The organism is Streptomyces ficellus, assembly GCF_009739905.1.
In the GTDB taxonomy this organism is placed as follows: domain Bacteria; phylum Actinomycetota; class Actinomycetes; order Streptomycetales; family Streptomycetaceae; genus Streptomyces; species Streptomyces ficellus_A.
In genome coordinates, this window is sequence record NZ_CP034279.1 from 1,696,847 (window position 1) to 1,718,279 (window position 21,433).

Below are 21,433 nucleotides of genomic sequence, written 5' to 3' on the forward strand. Positions count from 1 at the left end.
GTATAGGAGCCGGGACGTGCGCGCCGGGCCGTCAGGCGTCGATGCGGGAGCGGTCGAGGGTCGCGGCGGAGCTGGTGATGAACTCCTTGCGCGGGGCCACGTCGTTGCCCATCAGGAGGTCGAAGACCTGCTCCGCGCCCTCGAGGTCACCGATGTTGATCCGGCGCAGGGTGCGGTGCCTCGGGTCCATCGTGGTCTCCGCTAGCTGGTCGGCGTCCATCTCTCCGAGGCCCTTGTAACGCTGGATGGAGTCCTTGTACCGGATGTTCTTGCGCTGGAACTCGAGCAGCGTCTGCCGCAGCTCGTTGTCCGAGTACGTGTACACGTACTTGTCCTGGCCCTTCTTGGGCTGGATCAGCTCGATCCGGTGCAGCGGCGGTACGGCGGCGAAGACGCGGCCCGCCTCGACCATCGGCCGCATGTAGCGCTGGAAGAGCGTCAGCAGCAGGCAGCGGATGTGCGCGCCGTCGACATCGGCGTCCACGAGGAGGACGATCTTGCCGTACCGCGCGGCGTCGATGTCGAAGGTCCGGCCGGACCCGGCTCCTATGACCTGGATGATCGCGCCGCACTCGGCGTTCTTGAGCATGTCCGAGACGGACGACTTCTGGACGTTGAGGATCTTTCCCCGGATCGGCAGCAGCGCCTGGAACTCGCTGTTGCGGGCGAGCTTGGCCGTGCCGAGCGCGGAGTCGCCCTCGACGATGAACAGCTCGCTGCGCTCCACGTCGTCGCTGCGGCAGTCGGCGAGCTTGGCCGGCAGCGACGAGGACTCCAGCGCGGTCTTGCGGCGCTGCGCCTCCTTGTGCTGACGGGCCGCGATCCGCGTACGGGCGGCGGCGACGGCCTTCTCCAGCACCGCGCGGGCCTGGGCCTTGGCGTCCCGCTTGGTGGAGGTGAGGAAGGCCTTCAGCTCCTTGGCCACCACGTTGGCGACGATGCGGTTCGCCGCCGACGTGCCGAGGACCTCCTTGGTCTGGCCCTCGAACTGCGGCTCGGCGAGCCGCACGGTCACCACGGCGGTGAGGCCCTCCAGGGCGTCGTCCTTGACGATGTCGTCCTCGGCGACGCGCAGCATCTTGGCGGAGCGCAGCACCTCGTTCATGGTCTTGGTGACGGCCCGCTCGAAGCCGGTGACGTGGGTGCCGCCCTTGGGGGTGGCGATGATGTTCACGAACGACTTGATGGAGGAGTCGTACCCGGTGCCCCAGCGCAGGGCGACGTCGACGCCCAGCTCACGGGTGACCTCGGTGGGCGTCATGTGCCCGCGCTCGTCGAGGACGGGCACGGTCTCCTTGAAGGTGCCCTGCCCGGACAGCCGGAGCACGTCGCAGACGGCCTTGTCCTGCGCCAGGTACTCGCAGAACTCGCTGATGCCCCCGTCGAAGCGGAACGTCTCCTCGCTCTTGCCCTGCCCCTCCAGGTCCCGCTCGTCGCGCACGACGATGGTGAGGCCCGGCACCAGGAAGGCGGTCTGGCGGGCGCGCTGGTGCAGGTTCTCCAGGGAGAGCTTGGCGTCCTTGAGGAAGATCTGCCGGTCCGCCCAGTACCGCACGCGGGTGCCGGTGCGCGTCTTCGGCACGCGCTTGGTCTTGCGCAGGCCGTTGCCCGGGTCGAACGGGGCGTCCGGGCCCGACTCGGTGAAGATCCCGGGGACGCCGCGGCGGAAGCTGATGCTGTGCGTGGAGCTGCTGCGGTCGACCTCGACGTCGAGCCGCGCCGACAGGGCGTTCACCACGGAGGCGCCCACGCCGTGCAGACCGCCGGAGGCGGCGTACGACCCGCCGCCGAACTTGCCGCCGGCGTGCAGCTTGGTCATGACGACCTCGACACCGGAGAGGCCGGTCTTGGGCTCGACGTCGACGGGGATGCCGCGGCCGTTGTCCCTGACCTCCACCGAGCCGTCGTCGTGCAGGATGACCTCGATGTGGTCGCAGTACCCTCCGAGGGCCTCGTCGACGGAGTTGTCGATGATCTCCCAGAGGCAGTGCATCAGGCCGCGGCTGTCGGTGGACCCGATGTACATTCCGGGTCGCTTGCGAACCGCCTCGAGCCCCTCAAGGACGAGCAGGTGCCGCGCGGTGTAGTTGGAACCGTCACGGTCTGCGGTCAGCAGCGCACTGGACGGCACGGACGTCTCGGCGGTCACGCGGTTCGCTCCTCGCTGAATTTGGATAGTGGCCCGTGGGGGTAAGGGCCCGGCGTCTGTCACCGGTCAGAGGGTACAGAGGCCTGGTAGAGCCGTTGTCACGCCACCCACGTGGAAACTCATGCTAGTCCAGAGTCGCAAGGGTGTTCGATCCCTCGAAGGAGTGACGTGGACATCACGTTCCCTTCCAGGCATGAACCATTTAGGCTCCGGGCACGTCCTCATGAACAACCGGCAACCAGCCGGGAGGGCTGCACGAGACTGAACGAGACAAGCAACGCGAAACCCGTAGAGCACAGCAATACGGCTCATTCGCCGCCAACCGGCAGCAGACAGCCACCCTGGAAAAACTTTCAGGGAAAAGCCACGAGCGGGAACGTTTCCGGCCTGGTTGGATGTTGACCCTGGTACGACAGCTCGTCGAGCTAGAGAAGAGGCGACGTGACTACTGTTCTGACCCCCGCGAGCCCGCTGACGGCCGCCGACCGCTGCGACCGCTGCGGCGCCCAGGCATATCTGCGCGTCGTGCTGACCAGCGGTGGTGAACTGCTCTTCTGCGCCCACCACGGGCGCAAGTTCGAGCCGGAACTCAAGAAGATCGCCGCGGAAATACAGGATGAGACGGACCGGCTCACCACCGTTCCGAGCGCAGTCGAAGAGGACCGCTGACACTCGCATCCCCGACGAGCCAGGGGCCGGTCCCGGACCGGCCGATGGGCGGCCACCCCCACCAGGGGGAGGTCGCCCGTTCTCATGCCCTCTGCGGGCCGCCCCGGCCGTAGCGGTCACCGAGGCCGGAGGATCCGGCCACGGGCGCCGGCGGGCCTCGGGAGCCGCGCGCGGGGGCCGTCAGAGCGCCGGCAGCACCGCTGAGACGCGCGTGTACACCCCCGGGCTTCCCGGTTCGCCGCAGCCGCTGCCCCAGGACACCAGGCCGATGAGCCGCCCCCGGGCGACCAGTGGCCCGCCGCTGTCCCCCTGGCAGGCGTCCCGCCCGCCCTCGGCCACCCCCGCGCACAGCATCGTCGCGGGCAGGTACCCCCCGCCGCCCGCACCGGCCGGGTAGGCCCGCGCGCACACGTGGTCCGCCAGCACGCGCACGTCCGCCGCGCGCAGGCCGTAGGCGTACGAGCCGCCGCCCGTCGTGTCGCCCCAGCCGTACACCGCGGCGTTCGTGCCCGGCCGGTAGGCCGGATCGCCGGAGCGGGCGGCCTCGATGACGTACGAACGCGGCAGGGCGCTCGCCAGCGTGAGCACGGCCAGGTCGCCGGCCTGGGTGTCGGCGTCGTACTGAGGGCTGATCCACGCCGCGGACACCGGGATCTCGCGCCCGCCCGTCTCCCGCAGCTCCGTGCGTCCCGCGATGACCTTGAGGTCGCTCAGCTCCTTGACGTCCGTACCGAGCACCGTCGGCCCGAGGCAGTGCGCGGCGGTGACCACCTTCGTGGGCGCCACCACCACGCCGCCGCAGAACTGGCCCGCTCGCGTACCCCCGAACCGGTCACGGCTGGAGAGGGCCACGGCCCACGGACTGTCGGAGGCCCGCACCGGCTGCCCTCCGACGACGACGCTGTCGGCGGCGGCGGGCGCGGGCGTACTGAGCGGCAGGAAGGCCGTGGCCACGATGGCCGCCATGGCGGCGGTCCGCTTCCGGCTGATGGGACGACGCATGCGCTCTCCTGACTCTCCGGTGAACCAGCTTCACCCAGAGTCGACCAGTGCGCGACGCCCCGCACCCCCGCGGCGTCACCACGCCGACATGCCGGAGGGCCCGGTTCCCTTTCGGGAAACGGGCCCTCCGCCTGGTACGAAACCACCGGCCGCGACCGGGGCCGCGGGTCCGGCTCAGTCCAGGTAGTCGCGCAGCACCTGGGAACGCGACGGGTGACGCAGCTTGGACATGGTCTTGGACTCGATCTGGCGGATCCGCTCACGGGTCACGCCGTAGACCTTGCCGATCTCGTCGAGCGTCTTCGGCTGGCCGTCGGTCAGGCCGAAGCGCATGGAGACGACGCCGGCCTCACGCTCGGAGAGCGTGTCGAGGACCGAGTGCAGCTGCTCCTGGAGGAGCGTGAAGCTGACCGCGTCGGCCGGCACGACCGCCTCGGAGTCCTCGATGAGGTCACCGAACTCGCTGTCGCCGTCCTCGCCGAGCGGGGTGTGCAGCGAGATGGGCTCGCGGCCGTACTTCTGGACCTCGATGACCTTCTCGGGGGTCATGTCGAGCTCCTTGGCCAGCTCCTCCGGGGTGGGCTCACGGCCCAGGTCCTGGAGCATCTGGCGCTGGACGCGCGCGAGCTTGTTGATGACCTCGACCATGTGCACCGGGATGCGGATGGTGCGGGCCTGGTCGGCCATGGCGCGGGTGATCGCCTGACGGATCCACCAGGTGGCGTACGTGGAGAACTTGTAGCCCTTGGTGTAGTCGAACTTCTCGACCGCGCGGATCAGACCCAGGTTGCCCTCCTGGATCAGGTCCAGGAAGAGCATGCCGCGGCCGGTGTAGCGCTTGGCCAGGGAGACCACGAGACGGAGGTTGGCCTCCAGCAGGTGGTTCTTGGCGCGGCGGCCGTCCTCGGCGATGATCTCGAGCTCGCGCTTGAGCTTCGGCGCCAGCTTGTCGGAGTTCGCCAGCTTGTCCTCGGCGAACAGACCGGCCTCGATGCGCTTGGCGAGCTCGACCTCCTGCTCGGCGTTGAGGAGCGGGACCTTGCCGATCTGCTTCAGGTAGTCCTTGACCGGGTCCGCGGTGGCACCGGCGACGGCGACCTGCTGCGCGGGCGCGTCGTCCTCGTCCTCGTCGGAGAGGACGAAGCCCTTGTTCTCGCCCTCGGTCTCCTCGTCCTCACCCTTGCCGGGCGCGACGTCCTCGAGCAGCTCCTCGCCCTCGACGACCTCGTCGGAGTCCTTCTTGGACGTGGTCTTCTTCGCGGCGGTCTTCTTCGCGGCGGTCTTCTTCACCGCCGTCTTCTTGGCGGCGGTCTTCTTGGCGGCCGCCTTCTTGGCGGGCGTACCGGCCTCGTCGGCCGGCACGTCCTCGCTCTGGGCCGCCGGAGCCGCGGCGGCGACGGACTTCGTCACGGCCGACTTGGCGGTGACGGTCTTGGTGGCGGTGCGCTTCGCCGGGCTCTTCGCTGCGACGCTCTTGCGGGTGCGCTTCGGCGACTCCGCTGCACTGACCATCAGCGTCACACCCTCTTCCTCGAGGATCTGATTGAGGCTGCGCAGAACATTCTTCCACTGGGTTGGCGGAATCTGGTCAGCCTCGAAGGCCCGACGCACGTCATCGCCGGCGATCTGCCCATCAGCCTTTCCCCGCTCGATGAGCGCCATCACAGACTCGGACTCGGCGATCTCCGGCGGGAGCGTACGGGATGTGCTGGCCGACACGAACAACCTCTCGGAACGATGGAAACGGCTTCCGGCCCCGCCCAATGATCGGGCCGGAGCCGACGACCGTCGGCTGGGGATGTGCCGACGACGCGGGCTGAACCTCGGAGCGACACAGCGCCACGAACGGCGGCTGTATTCCCTCCTCGGCTGTCACCTCTTAGGTCATCGCAGGGCTTCGAAGAGCGTTACGCCCAATCCGCGTGGCCCGAGTCACACCCCGTATGCATCCAAATACCCCCAGACCGGGAGGTCACCCACGATCTCACCGTTGATTCCCCTTGATTCCCCTGGTTCTCCTGTTCCTCGCCCCGGTCCTCCGGGTGAGGAAGGGGCCTCGCCGCCTCCTCCGGGCCTCGCACCGCTCGCCCGCGGCCCCGGGCGGGGCCTGGGAACGGGCCTACCCCGATTCGGGCCGGACTACGTATGCGGCGGGCGTCCGGACGGAGGGGCGGCCGGTGGCCGGCGCGACCCTCGGGCGGCGGGTGTGCCGGGCGGGTGGCCGTCGGGCGGTGGCGTGTCGAGCCGGTGGCGTGTCGGCCCGGTGGGCCCGGAGGGGTGTCGCCCGGGTGTCGCCCGCCCGGGGCCGGTGGGGGCCGGGGGCCGAGGGCCGGCGCGGGGCCGGTGGGGCCGATGTTCCGGGCGCGCCGGGCCCCCGGGGTTCCGGGGCCCGGCGACACACGCCGTGTACGCGAGGGGAACGCGCTGGGGGACGGCTCAGTGCTCGCGCGGGGCGGGGACGACCCGCTCCACCTCGGGGTGGACCGTCAGCAGCTGGCGCATGGCGGCCTCGGCGGCCGGTCCGTCGCCGGCGGCCAGCGCGTCGACGATGCGCGCGTGGTGGGCCAGGCAGGGCTCGCTGGGGCGGTCGCAGCTGATCGCCGGGGAGCCGGAGACCTGGAGGGCGGCGGAGACGATGCCGGAGAGGTGCTCGAGCATCCGGTTGCCGGCGAGCTGGATCAGCAGGCTGTGGAACTCGGCGTCGGCGCGCGAGAAGGTGATCGCGTCACCCTGGGCGAAGGCATGGCCCATGATCTCGACCATGTCACCGAGGCGCTGCTGGATGTCCTCGCGGCCGTGGCCGGCGGCGAGGCGGGCAGCCAGCGGCTCGATGGTCCAGCGCAGCTCGCTGAGCTCCCGGCGCTGGTCGTCGCGCTGCGGTCCGAAGGCACGCCATTCGATGATGTCCGGGTCGAGCAGGTTCCAGTCGCTGACCGGGCGGACGCGGGTGCCGACGTTCGGCCGGGCGCTGACCAGGCCCTTGGCCTCGAGGACGCGGAGCGACTCGCGCACGACGGTGCGGGAGACCTCGAAGCGCTGACCGATCTCCTCGGGGACGAGCGGCCGGTCGGCGCCGAGGTCGCCGGAAACGATCATCTGGCCGAGCTGCTGGACGAGTTGGCCGTGCAGGCCGCGGCCGCGGCTGCCGGCCGTCCGCCGACCCACCCGGCCCAGCTCCGTGTCGGCGCCGTCCCAGGAGGGAGGCCCGACGCGGTCGGCGACGGGCGCCTCCGCGTAGGGGTAGCGGTCCAGTCCGCCCGGGGCCGCGAGGCCGGTCTCCACGGGGCGGGCGGCGGTCATCATGGTGTGCGCAAGGGTACTCACGCATCCTTTGTCGGCGCCCTTTCCACGACCCTTGAGGTCTTTGGTGAAAAGCACACGAAAGGGTGATCGGCGCCCGCTCTCCAATTGACGCCTTATCGGAAGGAACCGGGCAATTTCCTAGGGAGTTATGACCGTTTGGAGCGCTCCGGTCGCCGCCGGTCAACAGCGGGCTACCAGCGCGCTCTTCGGCGCAGCCCGGTGAACAGATAAGCGCACGTGAGCACCGTGACCGACAACACCAGCGCGGTGCCGACCGGTTGAGCGACGACCCTGGCCGCGGCCAGCAGCAAGCGATCGGTTTCGTACGGCCACTGTGTCCAGGCGAGTTCACGCAGCCGCGCGGGAAGCCCCGCGAGCGATCGCACAGACGGTCCCACGAGCGCCTTTTGTACGAGCGGGGCGACGACCACGGGCACCGCGAGCACGGCGGCGATCCCGGCGGCGGTCGCCCGGAACACCCCGGCGGCCAGGAGGCCGGCCCAGGAGCAGCCGATCGCGAGACCCGCCCAACCGATGCAGAGCGCCGCCCAGTTTCGCGGTACGGGCACCGCCTCGCCGCCGTAGAGCAGGCGGAGCGCGGCGAGATCGGCGACCGCCACCGAGAGGGCCAGCAGGAGGGCGGTGACGGCGGTGACGGTGAGCTTGGCGACGAGCAGGCCGAGGCGGCGCGGAACGGTGCCGCGGCCGGTGGAGAGCACCGGGTGGCGGTACTCGTCGCCGAACGACAGCGCGCCCAGCAGCCCGGCGCCCAAAGCGGCGGGCGGCAGCGGGGAGAAGCCGGGCCAGGCGGCGAGCGCCGCGTTCAGCGGGGTGCCGCCGGTGCGGGCGAGGAAGGCGGCGAGAAGGGTGGACGTGACGAGTACGGCGGCGGCGACGAGGTACGCCGTGGGCACCCCGAGCAGCCGGCACAACTCGTACCTCAGGGGGCGAACGGGTCTGCGCAGGGGCCTGGGTGCCAGCGGTGGTGCGGGTGGGGCCTGCGGTGTGTGCGGAGCCTCGGCCCCGGAGCGGGACAGGAGAACGGGTGCGGAGCGTCCCGCCGCATTCGCGTCCGCGTCCGAAGGGGCGGGTACGGGCGCGGGGGCGGCGGGCTCGGTGGCCTTCGGGGGCACGGGAGCCGGGGGCGGGGCCGTGTCGCCGACCTCGTCCGCGAGTTGGTGGAGGAGGACGCCGTGCCGGAAGGCGGTCTCACCGATCTCGGCGCAGTCGCTGCCGTAGACGCACAGCCGGTTGCCCTCCTCGGTGACCACTTCGACGGAACGCTGGGCCGCGCGCGCCTCTCGGCTGACGAGTGCGGCGAGACGGGCGGCGTGGGGCGTGCGGACCGCGACGCGCGGGCGCAGCCTGGTGCGGCCGAAGGCGGTCGCGTCCTGGTCGGCGACCAGCCGCCCTTGGCTGATGGTGACGACGTGGTCCGCCGTGCGAGCGGCTTCCTTGGGGTCGTCGGTGGTGTACAGGACGGTGCCGCCGTGGGCCGCGTGGGCGCGCAGCAGGCCGAACAGCCAGCCGTTCTCGCGGGGCGACAGTCCGGCGGCCGGCGCGTCGAGCAGGAGGGTGTGCGGGTCGCCCAACAGGGCCGCGGCGAGGCCCAGTCGGCGTTCCATGCCGAGGGAGAGGGTGCCGAGCCGCTGGTCGCGCAGTTCGGCGAGGCCGACGATGTCGAGCATGGCGTCGGCGCGCGAGGCGGGCACGCCGGCAGCTGCGCAGAGCATGCGGAGCTGGCCGCGGCAGGTCCGGGCGGGGTGGCCGGGTACGTCGCCGATGAGCACCCCGACCTCACGGGCGGGGTGGGCGATGCGGTGGAGCGGGCGGCCCCGGAAGTACGTGACGCCGCGGCCCGGTTCGAGTTCGAGCATCAGGCGGAGGGTGGTCGTCTTGCCCGCGCCGGTGTCACCGAGCAGTGCGGTGACACTGCCCGGCCGGGCCTCGAAGGTCAGGTCGTCCACGGCGGGCGGACGGTCACGGCGGGGGGTGCTGGTCAGTCCGATTGCCTGGAGCATCGCTTCTCCCGCGGTAGAGGAAACCGCTTGGCGGCAGGGCGGGTACCGCAGCAAGATAACGCGACATTTCGGACTTTTGGCGCAGGGTTGGGGGGACGGACGGGGGTGTCAGACCTCGGGGCGCAGCATCGGCGGGTTGAGCAGGGTCGCGCCTCCGGCCCTGAAGAGCTGTGCGGGCCTGCCCCCCTGACGGGTCGTCGTACCGCCGGAGGGCACCAGGAAGCCCGGCGTACCGGTCACTTTGCGGTGGAAGTTGCGGGGGTCCAGGGCCACGCCCCACACCGCCTCGTAGACCCTGCGCAGCTCGCCGACCGTGAACTCGGGCGGGCAGAAGGCCGTGGCCAGGGACGAATACTCGATCTTGGACCGGGCGCGTTCCACTCCGTCGGCGAGGATCAGCGCGTGGTCGAAGGCGAGCGGAGCGGGCTGCTCTCCCTCGCGGCCGAACCCGCCCTCCTTGCTCAGCAGCTCGTCCACGGGCGCCCAGCGGGCACTGTTGGCGTCGCCGCCCGCTCGCGGCGCGGGCAGGTCGGGCGCGAGCACCAGGTGGGCGACGCTGACCACCCGCATCCGGGGATCCCGCCCGGGGTCGCCGTAGGTGGCGAGCTGTTCGAGGTGGGCGCCGTTGCCGGCTTCGGGGAGCGGGCTGCCCGGATCGTGGGCGCAGAGACCCGTCTCCTCCACCAGCTCGCGCGCCGCGGCGGCGCCGAGGTCCTCGTCGGGCCGTACGAACCCGCCCGGCAGTGCCCAGCGCCCCTGGAACGGCTGCTCCCCACGGCGTACGACCAGTGCGCACAGCGCGTGGCGGCGGACCGTGAGCACCACCAGGTCGACGGTCACGGCGAAGGGCGGGAAGGCCGACGGGTCGTAGGGCGACATGCGGCGATCATAGTCGTCTGCCTGACGATAAACACCTCCCCCGCTGTCCCCGGCCACCACTTCTTCCCGCCGCGCACCGGGCCCCGGCCTCCCTTCCGACGGTGATGGCTCCCACCCGAACGGCGTACACCGGTCACACGCCCAGCTGGAGACCGGCCGCGGCCTCCTCGACCATGCCGAGCCCCGTCCGGCTGACCCGCACGGCGAACGGTTCGCCCGCCACGCACAGCCCGGACAGCCGGATCTCGCCCAGCGGAGCACCCCGCATCGGGTGCAGGGCGACCGTGCGGGCCGGTACGTCGGGCCGGATGCCGGTCGCCGCGGTGAGCACGTGCACCCCCGCGGCCGAGGCGATCGCGGCGGGGCGGCAGGCGGCCGGGTGCGGGAGGGGCGCGCTGTCCGTGGTGCGCTGGTCACCGGCGTACATCTCGGGCAGCCGGTAGGCGAACGCCTCGGCCGCGTCCAGCAGGCCCCGCAGCAGGGAGGTCGCCTCCTTGTCGTACCCGGCGGCGGCCAGGCCGGCGACGGCGACGGCCGTCTCGTGGACCCGCACCGCCCCCGAGCGGTGCCCGAAGGGGTTGTGGGCCGGCTCCTTGGCGCCGAGGCTGCGCAGCCCCCACCCCGTGTCCATGGCCGGGCTGCCGAACAGCCGGGCCAGCTGCTCGGTCTGCACCTTGTCGAGCAGGCCGTCGGCGAACCTGCCGCCGCCCAGGAGGCCGGTGTCGAGGAGGTGGGCCGCGCCGCCTCCCAGGTGCGGCAGCGGCCGGCCGGCGGGGGTGCGCGCTGCGGCGGGGCGGCCGCCGGTGGGGTCGTCGAGCCAGAAGTCCTCCCGGAAACGGCGGCGGAGGGCGTGCGCCCAGTCGCGCCAGTCGTCCGCGCCGGGCCTGCCGCAGGCGTCCAGGAGGTCCGCGCCGAGCAGGGCGGCCCGGTGCGCGTGCGCCTGGGTCTCGGCGCGCTGGAGGCCCGCCGGGCCCGGTTCGCGCAGCAGGCCGTCCTCCCCTGCGGTGGTCCACAGCCAGCGCAGGCACCGCTCGGCGGCCGGGAGCAGCTCCGCGAGGTCCTGCTCCGGCAGACCCCAGCGCCACGCCTCGGCCAGCACGGCGGGGAAGGCCAGGGTCGCCTCCGTTCCCGTGCAGCTGGGCGGCAGGTGCGGTCCGGTGTCGCGCATCGGCCCGGGGATCCGTCCCGCGCCGGGGATCTGGGTGCGGGCCAGGGAGCGCAGCGTGGAGGCGGCGAGCCGGGTGCCCAGGGGGAGCGCCATACGGGCGGCCCACAGGGCTTCCGCGGGGGCGGGGCCGCAGCGCCAGGGAACGCCCGCCGCCGGGTGGAAGTCGGCCGGGTGCGCCGGGTCGCGCACCAGGAGCGCCCGCAGGTCGTCGAGGCCGGTCCGCAGGAGCCGTCCGGCACGTGGGTCGTCGCCTTCCGCGTGGGCGGCGGGAAGGTGGTGGGCACCCGTCCGGCCCACCGGCCGCGGGGCGCGTGGGAGGTGGACACGGACGTCGAGGGTGATGGTGCGGGGGGCGCCGGGGCGCAGCTCCAGCTCCCACCGCAGCAGCCCGGCGGAGGCGAGGGTGTCCTTCGGCGGCGGGTCGGCGGTGACGGTGGCGTGTCCGCCGTCGGGCGCCGACCAGCGCAGGCCGGAGTCGTGGACCGTGGCGCGCAGGTCGGGGCGGGGCCGGCCGGCGGCGACGGCGCCCAGGTCCGCGAGGTCGGTGCCGAGGGCGATCTCGACGGGGAGCCGGAGGGGGCGGCCCACCGAACTGCGGAACGTGATCCGTTCGGTGCCGTCGGCGTCCCTGACCCTTTCCACGCCGACGCCGGGATCGGGGCCCGGGTCGGCGGCCGTGCGCACCACCGCGACGAACCGGGCGCGCCCGGCGGACAGGAGGCGCCCCTGGACGGTGACGGGGTCCCGTCCGGCCACGCGCAGGTGGCAGCGGGAGAGGACCCGTCGGCCCGAGTGGTAGACGCCTTCGAGGCCGCCCTGGCCGGTGAGCTGGCCGTGCCGTGCCGAGACGGCGAAGGAGGGCAGGGCCACGCAGATGAGGGCCTCGTGCAGCGGGGGGAGTTCCGCGGCGCGACCCGGGCCCGGCGGCGCCTTGCCGGTGGCCGGCGGCTGGGGGAACGGCGGAACGGTGGAAGAGGACGGGGACGGGGACGGGACGGTGAAGTCCATGGGTGGTGTGCTGGGCCTTCTGTGCGCTCCGGACAGCCGCTGGAGATACGACGGCACGGGTCGGGGGACTCCGACACCCTGCGCAACGGCGCCACCCGGGCCGTGGTCACGGCTGTCACCGTCCGCTCCTGCTGCCGCGCCCTCCGCCGCGGCGGGCCGCCCGGCTCCGGGCACGGGCCGAGACCTCGGCGGGGCCGGCCGCACGGGAGGCCGAGCCGCGGTTGTCGCCCATCGCGCCGGGGTGGGCCCGTACCGGCCCCCGCTTCGTACGACGGCCCGCCGCGCGCAGTGCGGAGGAGCCCGAAGCCCCCGCACCGGCGGCCCTGGTGCGGGCGACCCGTGCACCGGCTCCCCTCGTGCGTGTCCGCGTGCCCGGTCCGGCCGCCGCACCGGATGCCGCCCGTGCCTCCGCGGCGGTTCGCGCGTCGCGCTCCTCGCGCAGGCAGCGGCGCAGCGACTCCGGGTCGAGGCCCTCGTTGCAGGCCTGGTGCAGGAGCCTGGCGAAGACGTACTCCGGATCGACCTCCAGCGCGATCCCCAGCGCCACGCGGGCGGCCGGCTCGTCACCGGTGGACCAGGCGACCCAGCCCGCCAGCGTCAGCGGCGCCGCCGAGTGCTCGGCGTAGGCTCCCACGCAACGGCGTGCGAGCGCCCGCCAGAGCCGCAGGGCCGGTGCGGCCTCCTCGCCCTCCATCCACTCCGCCGCCCGGTCCCTGGTCTGCCGGTCCTGGAGCCCGAGGATGACCGCGGCCGCCTCGTCGTCGCCGATCAGCGCGTCGTCCTGGGCGTCGGCCAGCACCGGGTCCGCGATCCGCGGGCTCTCCGTGAGGCGCCGCAGCAGCTCCTCCGCCCTCCGGATCGTCTCCGCGCACACCACATCACGCCCTTCCAGGCCCAGGATCCTGGGCACCAGGGCGGCATTGGCGGCGTCGAGCGCCCGCACCTGTCCGGCCGACCCCGCCGTCTCGTGCGGCCAGGGCCTCAGCGGCCGCTCCATCTCGCGGAGCGAACCGCGCACCTGGATCCCGGCGTACGCCGCGGCGGCCGCCATCACCGACGTACCGGGCATGGCGAGGGGGTTGCCCTCGGGCGGGCAGCAGCGGGTGTCGGGGCAGCAGTAGGACCAGAACCGGCCGTCGGAGATGCAGAGCGCTTCGTACACCGGCACGTCGAGGGTGCCGCAGGCGGTGCGGAGCCGCTGGGCCAGCGGCCGCAGCCGCTCCATGACCTGACGGCCGGTCTCCCCCTCGGCGGGGTCCTGGCACACGAAGACGACGATGCCGTCCGGGCGCGAGCCGCGTCGCTCGCATCCTTCGACGAGGCATTCGGCGAGCTGCTCGGCGACGGGCGACCACTCCCGCACCGAACGGGGGATGCCGAGCCTGACCCGGCCGCCGAAGCGGCCCCGGTCACCGTGGAGCGCGACCATCACGATCGAGTCGGTCGGGTGATAGCCCATCATGTACGGCAGGGCGTCAGCCAGTTCGGCGGGGCCGCGCAGGGTGATCTGCTGCTGGTCGTCGGTGGGTCCGGTGGTGTCGCGGTGCTTGTTCATGGCCACGACGGTCCCGCGAACGACTCCGCCCGTCGACCCCTGTGGATAACCCGCGGGACGGCCCGGTCCGTCGTTGTCCACAGGCCCGGCGGTGCGCTCGCCGGCAGGTCGTCCGGCTGGTATACGGGCGCGGCGCGAGGTGTCGGGCCGTCTTCCGCCGGCCGGTCCGTGCCGGTTCGCCGGTTGTCAGACCCGTGCTGTTGCATGGAGTCATGGAGCAGACGAGCAACGCAGGACCCAGCACTCTCCGCGCAGCGGCCGACACCGTGCTCGCCCGCCTGGTCGGGGACGGCAGCGGTACCGCACGGCTGCGGGAGGACCAGTGGCGTGCGATCGAGGCGCTGGTGGCGGAGAAGCGGCGGGCGCTCGTCGTGCAGCGCACCGGCTGGGGCAAGTCCGCGGTGTACTTCGTGGCGACGTCGCTGCTGCGGGAGCGGGGCAGCGGCCCGACGGTGATCGTGTCGCCGCTGCTCGCGCTGATGCGCAACCAGGTGGAGGCGGCGGCCCGGGCCGGCATCCGCGCACGGACGATCAATTCCTCCAACACCGAGGAGTGGGAGTCGATCCAGCAGGAGGTGACCGAGGGCACGGTGGACGTGCTGCTCGTCAGCCCCGAACGGCTCAACAACCCGGACTTCCGCGACCAGGTCCTGCCCCGGCTCGCCGCCGCGACCGGGCTGCTCGTGGTCGACGAGGCGCACTGCATCTCCGACTGGGGCCACGACTTCCGGCCCGACTACCGCCGGCTGCGCACCATGCTCGCCGAGCTGCCGTCCGGCGTCCCCGTCCTGGCCACCACCGCCACGGCCAACGCCCGGGTGACGGCGGACGTGGCCGAACAGCTGGGTACCGGCGCGGGCACGGACGCGCTCGTCCTGCGCGGCCCGCTGGACCGCGAGAGCCTGAGCCTGAGCGTGCTCCGGCTGCCCGACGCCGCCCACCGCCTGGCCTGGCTCGCCGACCACCTCGGGGAGCTGCCCGGCTCGGGGATCATCTACACGCTGACGGTCGCGGCGGCCGAGGAGGTCACGGCGTACCTGCGCCAGTGCGGCCACACCGTGGCCTCGTACACGGGCCGCACGGAGAACGCGGACCGCCAGCAGGCCGAGGAGGACCTGCTGGCCAACCGGGTCAAGGCGCTGGTGGCGACCTCGGCGCTCGGCATGGGCTTCGACAAGCCGGATCTCGGGTTCGTCGTCCACCTCGGCTCGCCCTCCTCCCCCATCGCGTACTACCAGCAGGTGGGCCGGGCGGGCCGCGGTGTGGAGCACGCGGAGGTGCTGCTGCTGCCCGGCAAGGAGGACGAGGCGATCTGGCAGTACTTCGCCTCGGTCGCCTTCCCGCCCGAGGAGCAGGTGCGCCGGACGCTCGACGTGCTGGCGCACGCCGACCGCCCCCTGTCCCTGCCGGCCCTGGAGCCGCTGGTCGAGCTGCGCCGCACCCGTCTGGAGACGATGCTGAAGGTCCTCGACGTGGACGGCGCGGTGCACCGGGTGAAGGGCGGCTGGACCGGCACGGGACAGCCCTGGCGTTACGACTCCGAGCGGTACGCGTGGGTGGCGCGACAGCGGGAGGCCGAGCAGCAGGCCATGCGTGACTACGCGTCGACGACGGCGTGCCGGATGGAGTTCCTGCGGCGGCAGCTGGACGACGAGGAGGCGGCCCCGTGCGGCCGTTGCGACAACTGCGCGGGCTCCCGCTTCGACGCCAAGGTGTCCGCCGCGGCGCTCGACGCCGCGCGCGGTGAGCTGGGCCGGCCGGGCGTGGAGGTGGAACCGCGCAAGATGTGGCCGACCGGGTTGCCGGCGGCCGGGGTCGACCTCAAGGGGCGCATTCCCGCCGGGGAGCTGTCGTTCGCGGGGCGGGCGCTCGGGCGCCTGTCGGACATCGGCTGGGGCAACCGGCTGCGGCCGATGCTGGCGCCGGGCGCGGCCGACGGGCCGGTACCGGACGACGTGGTGGACGCGGTGGTGCGGGTGCTGGCCGACTGGGCCAAGGCACCGGGCGGTTGGGCCTCCGGTGCGCCGGACGCCCCGCCGCGGCCCGTGGGAATCGTCACGGTCGCCTCGCACGGCAGGCCGCAGTTGGTCGGCTCGCTGGGCCGGCGGATCGCCGAGGTGGGCCGGATGCCGCTGCTGGGGTCCGTCGCGTACGTGCCCGAGGCCGCGGACCTCCGCATCTCACGCACCAACAGCGCGCAACGGGTGCTGGGGCTCCACCGGGCGCTGACCGTGCCGCCCGAGCTGACGGAGCAGTTGGAGGCGGCAGGCGGCCCGGTGCTGCTGGTCGACGACCTGTCGGACAGCGGCTGGACGCTCGCCGTGGCGGCGAGGCTGCTGCGCCGGGCGGGAGCGGAGGGGGTGTTTCCGCTGGTCCTCGCCGTTCAGGGATGACGGGACGCGTCATCCCGCAGCCCAGGGGGAAGGATATGAGTGCCATACCAGCCCATTACCGGCAGCTGCCTCAATTGCTCGTTGCCGCTTGCCCGTTCCGCCAGCAAGAATTGGAATCCGCTCCCCGCACGGTCCGTTCGCGGTCCCGAAAGGCTGTGCCGGTGCGTCCCTCACTCGACCCTGCCCGCTCTGTGGGCGCGTATGCGAAGGGAGGACCGTGACCTTCGGATTCGCTTCGTCCGCAGCCACCTCTATCAGCCCGCCTGCCGACTCCGCCAGCCGTCTCGCCCGAATGCTCGAACCCGCCGAGTGGGCGGCGGCCGGAATCCCGCTGCTGCGCAATCCGCGCGAGGTCGTCAGCGGCCTGCACGCCCGCCACCGCCCGACGCCCGCCACCGCTGTGGTCGCCGTCCTCGATCACGAGGAACGGCTGGCCGCCAGCGCCTCCTTCACCCGCCGAGCCGCGCTCGCGGACGGCTGGGAGTTCCGCAACGCCCTGCTCGCACACCTCCGCAGGGTCATTCCGCACGACCTGCGGCGGCGCACCCCGGCCCGCACGGCGGTCCTGCTGTACTGCCGTGACGGGGACGAGCGGTGGACGGAGGAGGACGGCGCGTGGATGTGGGGGCTGCGGGACGCGTGCACACTGCACGGCCTGCGCTGCGGCGCCTACATCACCCTCACGCGCGGCGGGTGGCAGGTACTGGGTGAGGGCCGGGGCGGCCGGCAGCCGCACTCGGCTTCACCGCCGGGGAACCTCGCGGACGCCTCGGCCGACGAGATACTCCCGGCGCCGCGCACGGCGAGCGGCGCGGCGGAGCCCCTGCGGCGCACCGCGGCGCGCTGACACCTAGCGTCGCCGTTGTCGCGCACCGGCCCGCCCGCGACAACGGCGACGCGGCGCCCGCCCCACGCTGTAGAGCTGCGCCCTGGTCGGACCGCTGCCGCCCGGTCGCCCATCGCGGAACGATGGGCGGACGGTTGCCGGCGGTCGTCCGGCCCGCGTGCGGGGCGGCGCGTGGCCCGGTCGGTCGGACGGTTGCCGACCGGGCACCCCCAGCCCACGCGCGGCACGGCGCGCGGCCCGCTCGCGGCACACTGACACGGCAGGTCGGCGGATTGTGCGAGCCCGCCGGGTAGCGCCCGCTCGGGTGTCGCCCTGAGCACGCAACGCATGGCGATCGCGCGTACCGCCGCCCGCCGCGCGTGCGGTCCGGCGCGGGTACCGCCCAGCGGCGCGTGCCCCAGACGACGTGCACCGCACGACAGGCACACCGCCAGACGCGGCTGGGTGCCCGCGTGCCGGGCCGCCTACGTACCGACCCGCCTACGGGTCAGACTCCGGCGCCGAGCACCGAGTTGATGCGCTGCGGGTCGCCGCAGACGATCAGCAGGGCGCTCGCCCGGGTCAGCGCGGCCGGCAGGGCGCGGGCAGCGGCGTCGTCGCCGCCGCCGTTGACCGCGACGACCACCACGGGACGGGTCGAGGCCCGCTCCACGGCGGCGGCGTCCGCGAAGAACACGTCGTCGCGGGCGTCGTGCTGCGCCCAGTAGGGGGCGTCGCCGAACGACAGCTCGTGGGCCGCCCACGGGTGCTGGTCACCGGTGGTCAGGACCAGGATGTCGCCCGGCGCCCGTCCGGCCTCCAGCAGCAGGTCCACCGCTTCCTCGGCGGCGTCGAGCGCGCCGTCCGCGGGAGCGGGGATCAGCTGGATCTGGGGCTGGGCGGCCGGCGCGGACGGCCGCGACGCGGAACGATTCTCCGCCCGGGGCTTGGGGGGCTGCGCCGCACCGGCGTGCTGGCGCGGCGAGGCCGGAGGCGTGGGCCTGGCCGGGCCGGGGCCGGGGCGGCCGGGGCGCGGGGAGGCCGCGGAACGCGGACCGGGTACGGGTCGGGGGGTCGGCGCGGGGCGGCCGGGGGCCGGAGTTGCGCGGGGACCCTGGGCACTCTCGTGAATCTGAGGCTCCTCGGGGATGAGAGGCATAACGGGATGTCTATCAAACACCGGTGCGATTGGCACCGGCGGGTGGCGCATACATGCAATGTGCACCGGTCATGCGTGCACACGACGCCTGCATGCGGCCTGCTGTGAGGCGGGTCGTTGCCGGACGTTCAGAAATCGAAGCCGAGTTGGCCCCCGCTTTCCAGTTCGGCCGCCTCCGGGGAGATACGGACCTTCTTGAGGTGCCGCCACTGGGGCAGCGCGTCGAGGTACGACCAGCTCAGCCTGTGGTACGGGGTGGGACCCCATTCCCGGAGCGCGGCCTTGTGCACCGGCGACGGGTAGCCGGCGTTGTCACCGAAACCGAAGACGGCACACTCGGCGGACTCCCCCTCCAGCTCGGCCATCATCGCGTCCCGCCGCACCTTGGCCAGGACCGAGGCGGCGGCGACGGCGACGCAGGACTGGTCACCCTTGATCACCGTACGGACCTGCCAGGGCCGGCCCAGGTAGTCGTGCTTGCCGTCGAGTATCACCGCGTCGGGACGCACCGGCAGTGCGTCCAGGGCGCGGATGGCGGCCAGCCGCAGTGCCGCGGTCATTCCCAGCTCGTCGATCTCCTCCGGAGAGGCATGCCCGAGGGCGTGCGAGGCGACCCACTTCTCCAGCTCCACGGCCAGTTCGGCGCGGCGCTTGGGGCTGATGAGCTTGGAATCGGTCAGTCCGGCGGGCGGCCGGCGCAGTCCGGTGACAGCGGCACAGACCGTGACGGGACCGGCCCACGCTCCGCGTCCGACCTCGTCGACTCCGGCGATGATCTTTGCGCCGGTGGTCGCTCTGATCGAGCGCTCGACGGTGTGGGTGGGTGGTTCGTACGGCATGGCGCCAGACAGGTTACGCCGCCCGAGCCCGCCCGCGATACCCGGATTGCGATCGCCCCACCCAGAGCCACGGCCGCGACCACCCGAGCGGAATCACGGCCGGCCGCAGACGCTCGCGACCACCGGCGCAAGGGATTCGCTTACGCATACGCAAAACACAGCGCCCGTGATCGAAATGTTTCACCATTTGGCGTACTGGTGACCATCCGAGAGCGCACTCGGACGATCCGCCGCCGCCACAGCATCACAGGTGCGAATTGCCGAGACCGGGGAATGAGGACGTCCGGGCGGCCCGGCGGCCGCTATCCGGAGGCGGGGACGGCGGGCCCCGGGCGGTCCGCAACTGCGTAGGCCCGGGGAGCCGGTTGCCGCGTTCTCGCAGTCGCGACCGCGTCGTCCTAGTAGTCGTACCGATCGAACTCGTCAACGTCGTCGAATTCGTCACTGTCACGGAACCGGTCGCGCTGCGGCGTGCACGAGTAGCCCGTGACCGAGACACCGCGCCGCTCGAGGATGTCCTGGGCGCGAGTTTCGGACAGGCTGACCGCGTACCAGGGCGTCTCCCCGGCGTCCAGGTCCCGTGCGATGTTCCGCAGCGCACAGGAGCGCAGGGGCTCGGGCAGCCGGTCGAGGGCGGGCACGGCATCGGCGGACAGGCCGTCCAGATAGCCGACGTCGATCTTCTTCGTCCGCTCGTAGCGCTGTACGTTCCGCTCCGCGACGAGCGCGTCGGGCGACATCAGCCCGAACGTCAGGACACCGGCCGCCGCGCTCGCCGCGACGGCACGCGGAAGGGGCAGCCGGCGCGCGCCGAGCAGACCGGCCGCCATGATCAGCACGAGGACGAGCCCCAGCCACAGTTCCACGGCGGCCACGGAGACCCGCAGCCTGGTCAGCCCGTACGCGTCGACGTACAGGTCCATCCGGCGCAGGGCGGAGGCCACGACCACCAGAGTGAGCAGGCACAGGGTGCCCAGCACGGAACGGACCAGGGTGCGGTCGCGGGCGCCGTCGCGGGGCGCCCAGCGGAGGGCCAGGGCGATGACCGCGAGCGTGAGCAGGGTCGCCCAGAGGAGCTGCCAGAAGCCCTGGCGGGCGTAGGCGGCGTAGGTGAGACCGGTCTGGCTCAGCACCTTCTCGTACCCGCCGAACAACACGGCGAGCTGGACGGCGTTGAAGGCCGCGAAGAGCAGGTTGAGCACGATGAGCGGGAGCGCCCACTCCAGACGGGCGCGCGGCCGGCCGGGGCGGGCCTTCAGGCGGTCCCAGCGCAGCGGCGCGGCCGCCGTACGGGCGACGGCGAGCGCGCCCACCAGCCCGAGAGCGAACAGCAGGAAGCGCCAGGGCCCCTCGGTGACCGAGACGTCCGGCATAAGCGCACCGAGCAGGTCGGCGAAGGCGGCGTCCGCCCCGGCGAACAGCGCGCCGAACACGACCAGCAGGCCCACGGCCACGGCGGTCGTACGCAGCACCGGACCCACGCGGCCGTGGGCGTCACCGGCCCGCTCCCGCATGCCGCGCCACGCCCACGCCACGCCCGGCCCGATCGAGTCGACCAGGCCGAGGGGGCTGAGGAGGATGCCGCGCCAGCCGCGGCTCCCGTGCAGGGCCAGCGACGCGAGGCCCAGGGCCGAGACGACGGCGAGGAAGGTGGGCCAGCCGGCGTCCAGCAGGGCGGGTACCACCAGCAGGGCGAGGCCGCCCAGCCCCCAGACCGCGGTCCACGGCCGGATGCGGCGGCCAGCCGCCACGGCGGCGAAGTAGGCGGTGAGCGTGGCCGGTACGGCGACGAGCAGCAGGTTCAGTCCGAGACCGTCACCGAGCAGCAGAGCACTGAGTACGGCGGTGGCCAGGGCCGACCAGAGGGCGGCGGCGGGTATCGGGCCGGGCGGGCGCGAACGTATGCGCGTCAGCCAGGTCTCGACCGGCGGCGGCGGAACCCGGTACCCCGCCCGGGCGGCCGTTCCGGGCGCCCACGGGGAGGCTCCGGCACGGGCACGGCCGTCGGCGAGCACCTGCTGCGGAGCGGGCGGGCCGTCCGCCGGGGCCGGGGCCGCCCCTGGGACGGATGCCGGGGGCGACTTCGGGGCCGGGGCGGCCGGGGTCTGTGGTCCGGGCGCCGACGGCTGCGGATCGGCCGGCTGCGACGGCACAGGCTGCTGCGACGGCTGCGACGGCTGCGACGGCTGCGACGGCACAGGCTGCTGTGACGGCTCCCCCGCCGACGGCTGCGCATCGGCCGAAGCAGACGGCTGCGGATCGGCCGACGGCGGTGGCGTATCGGACGGCGTGTCTGGCACGGGACCCCCTCCCGACCGGGACCCGCGCGCCTTGGAGCGGCGGCGGCGTCGGGGCCCGGCGTCTGGTCAGCGCACGCTTGTCATGATCAGTGCGGCGATGTGGCCGACAGAGTAGTCCGGAACCAGCCCCGCGCCCGCCCGGCCCCCACCCTGTGGCAGGAC

General features: G+C 73.3%; 14 protein-coding genes. 3 read left to right on the forward strand and 11 right to left on the reverse strand.

Going from position 1 to position 21,433, the window contains the following annotated elements:
* Positions 1-31: 31 nt before the first annotated feature.
* The gene (locus EIZ62_RS07350; RefSeq protein WP_156691909.1) at positions 32-2,149 is read right to left on the reverse strand and encodes a DNA gyrase/topoisomerase IV subunit B; all 2,118 of its coding nucleotides are present in this window, start codon (positions 2,147-2,149) and stop codon (positions 32-34) included.
* Between the two features lie 441 nt (positions 2,150-2,590).
* On the opposite strand from EIZ62_RS07350, the gene EIZ62_RS07355 reads away from it, so the two are divergent.
* On the forward strand, positions 2,591-2,818 hold the full coding sequence (locus EIZ62_RS07355; protein WP_156691910.1) for a DUF7455 domain-containing protein: 228 nt from the start codon (positions 2,591-2,593) through the stop codon (positions 2,816-2,818).
* Between the two features lie 180 nt (positions 2,819-2,998).
* On the opposite strand, the gene EIZ62_RS07360 is transcribed toward EIZ62_RS07355, so the two are convergent.
* From EIZ62_RS07360 to EIZ62_RS07390, 7 genes are all read right to left on the reverse strand, one after another.
* Positions 2,999-3,820 (reverse strand): S1 family peptidase, encoded by an 822-nt coding sequence (locus EIZ62_RS07360; RefSeq protein ID WP_156691911.1) that lies wholly within the window; start codon positions 3,818-3,820, stop codon positions 2,999-3,001.
* A gap of 174 nt (positions 3,821-3,994) precedes the next feature.
* A complete protein-coding gene (locus EIZ62_RS07365) occupies positions 3,995-5,539 on the reverse strand; it encodes an RNA polymerase sigma factor (protein WP_156691912.1) in 1,545 nt (514 codons plus the stop codon).
* A 717-nt stretch (positions 5,540-6,256) separates the two neighbouring features.
* Positions 6,257-7,144 carry a FadR/GntR family transcriptional regulator gene (locus tag EIZ62_RS07370; protein ID WP_156691913.1) on the reverse strand — a complete coding sequence of 296 codons (888 nt, stop codon included), beginning with the start codon at positions 7,142-7,144 and terminating at the stop codon, positions 6,257-6,259.
* Positions 7,145-7,314: 170 nt separating this feature from the next.
* The gene (locus EIZ62_RS07375; protein WP_156691914.1) at positions 7,315-9,144 is read right to left on the reverse strand and encodes an ABC transporter ATP-binding protein; all 1,830 of its coding nucleotides are present in this window, start codon (positions 9,142-9,144) and stop codon (positions 7,315-7,317) included.
* Positions 9,145-9,252: 108 nt separating this feature from the next.
* On the reverse strand, positions 9,253-10,023 hold the full coding sequence (locus EIZ62_RS07380; protein ID WP_156691915.1) for an NUDIX hydrolase: 771 nt from the start codon (positions 10,021-10,023) through the stop codon (positions 9,253-9,255).
* A 133-nt stretch (positions 10,024-10,156) separates the two neighbouring features.
* A complete protein-coding gene (locus tag EIZ62_RS07385; RefSeq protein WP_156691916.1) occupies positions 10,157-12,199 on the reverse strand; it encodes a glycogen debranching N-terminal domain-containing protein in 2,043 nt (680 codons plus the stop codon).
* A gap of 115 nt (positions 12,200-12,314) precedes the next feature.
* Complete coding sequence (locus tag EIZ62_RS07390; RefSeq protein WP_156691917.1) at positions 12,315-13,754, reverse strand: DUF4192 domain-containing protein; 1,440 nt, start codon at positions 13,752-13,754, stop codon at positions 12,315-12,317.
* 212 nt (positions 13,755-13,966) lie between these two features.
* Between EIZ62_RS07390 and EIZ62_RS07395 the strand changes: the two genes are divergently transcribed.
* Both EIZ62_RS07395 and EIZ62_RS07400 read left to right on the forward strand, forming a co-directional pair.
* A complete protein-coding gene (locus EIZ62_RS07395) occupies positions 13,967-16,147 on the forward strand; it encodes a RecQ family ATP-dependent DNA helicase (RefSeq protein ID WP_156691918.1) in 2,181 nt (726 codons plus the stop codon).
* A gap of 217 nt (positions 16,148-16,364) precedes the next feature.
* Entirely contained in the window at positions 16,365-16,994 is a 630-nt protein-coding gene (locus EIZ62_RS07400; protein ID WP_156691919.1) for a hypothetical protein, read from the forward strand.
* 487 nt (positions 16,995-17,481) lie between these two features.
* Here EIZ62_RS07400 and EIZ62_RS07405 read toward each other — a convergent pair whose 3' ends face one another.
* From EIZ62_RS07405 to EIZ62_RS07415, 3 genes are all read right to left on the reverse strand, one after another.
* Positions 17,482-18,132, reverse strand: coding sequence for a hypothetical protein (locus tag EIZ62_RS07405; RefSeq protein WP_156691920.1), 651 nt, complete (start codon positions 18,130-18,132; stop codon positions 17,482-17,484).
* A gap of 128 nt (positions 18,133-18,260) precedes the next feature.
* The gene (locus tag EIZ62_RS07410) at positions 18,261-18,971 is read right to left on the reverse strand and encodes a ribonuclease HII (RefSeq protein ID WP_156691921.1); all 711 of its coding nucleotides are present in this window, start codon (positions 18,969-18,971) and stop codon (positions 18,261-18,263) included.
* A gap of 398 nt (positions 18,972-19,369) precedes the next feature.
* Entirely contained in the window at positions 19,370-21,271 is a 1,902-nt protein-coding gene (locus EIZ62_RS07415; protein WP_425281801.1) for a DUF4153 domain-containing protein, read from the reverse strand.
* Positions 21,272-21,433 lie beyond the last annotated feature (162 nt).

Coding starts and splice junctions, on each gene's coding strand:
- EIZ62_RS07360 (WP_156691911.1), bottom strand. CDS start 3,820: ATGCGTCGTCCCATCAGCCGGAAGCGGACCGCCGCCATGGCGGCCATC.
- EIZ62_RS07375 (WP_156691914.1), bottom strand. CDS start 9,144: ATGCTCCAGGCAATCGGACTGACCAGCACCCCCCGCCGTGACCGTCCG.
- EIZ62_RS07380 (WP_156691915.1), bottom strand. CDS start 10,023: ATGTCGCCCTACGACCCGTCGGCCTTCCCGCCCTTCGCCGTGACCGTC.
- EIZ62_RS07385 (WP_156691916.1), bottom strand. CDS start 12,199: ATGGACTTCACCGTCCCGTCCCCGTCCCCGTCCTCTTCCACCGTTCCG.
- EIZ62_RS07390 (WP_156691917.1), bottom strand. CDS start 13,754: ATGAACAAGCACCGCGACACCACCGGACCCACCGACGACCAGCAGCAG.
- EIZ62_RS07395 (WP_156691918.1), top strand. CDS start 13,967: ATGGAGCAGACGAGCAACGCAGGACCCAGCACTCTCCGCGCAGCGGCC.
- EIZ62_RS07405 (WP_156691920.1), bottom strand. CDS start 18,132: ATGCCTCTCATCCCCGAGGAGCCTCAGATTCACGAGAGTGCCCAGGGT.
- EIZ62_RS07410 (WP_156691921.1), bottom strand. CDS start 18,971: ATGCCGTACGAACCACCCACCCACACCGTCGAGCGCTCGATCAGAGCG.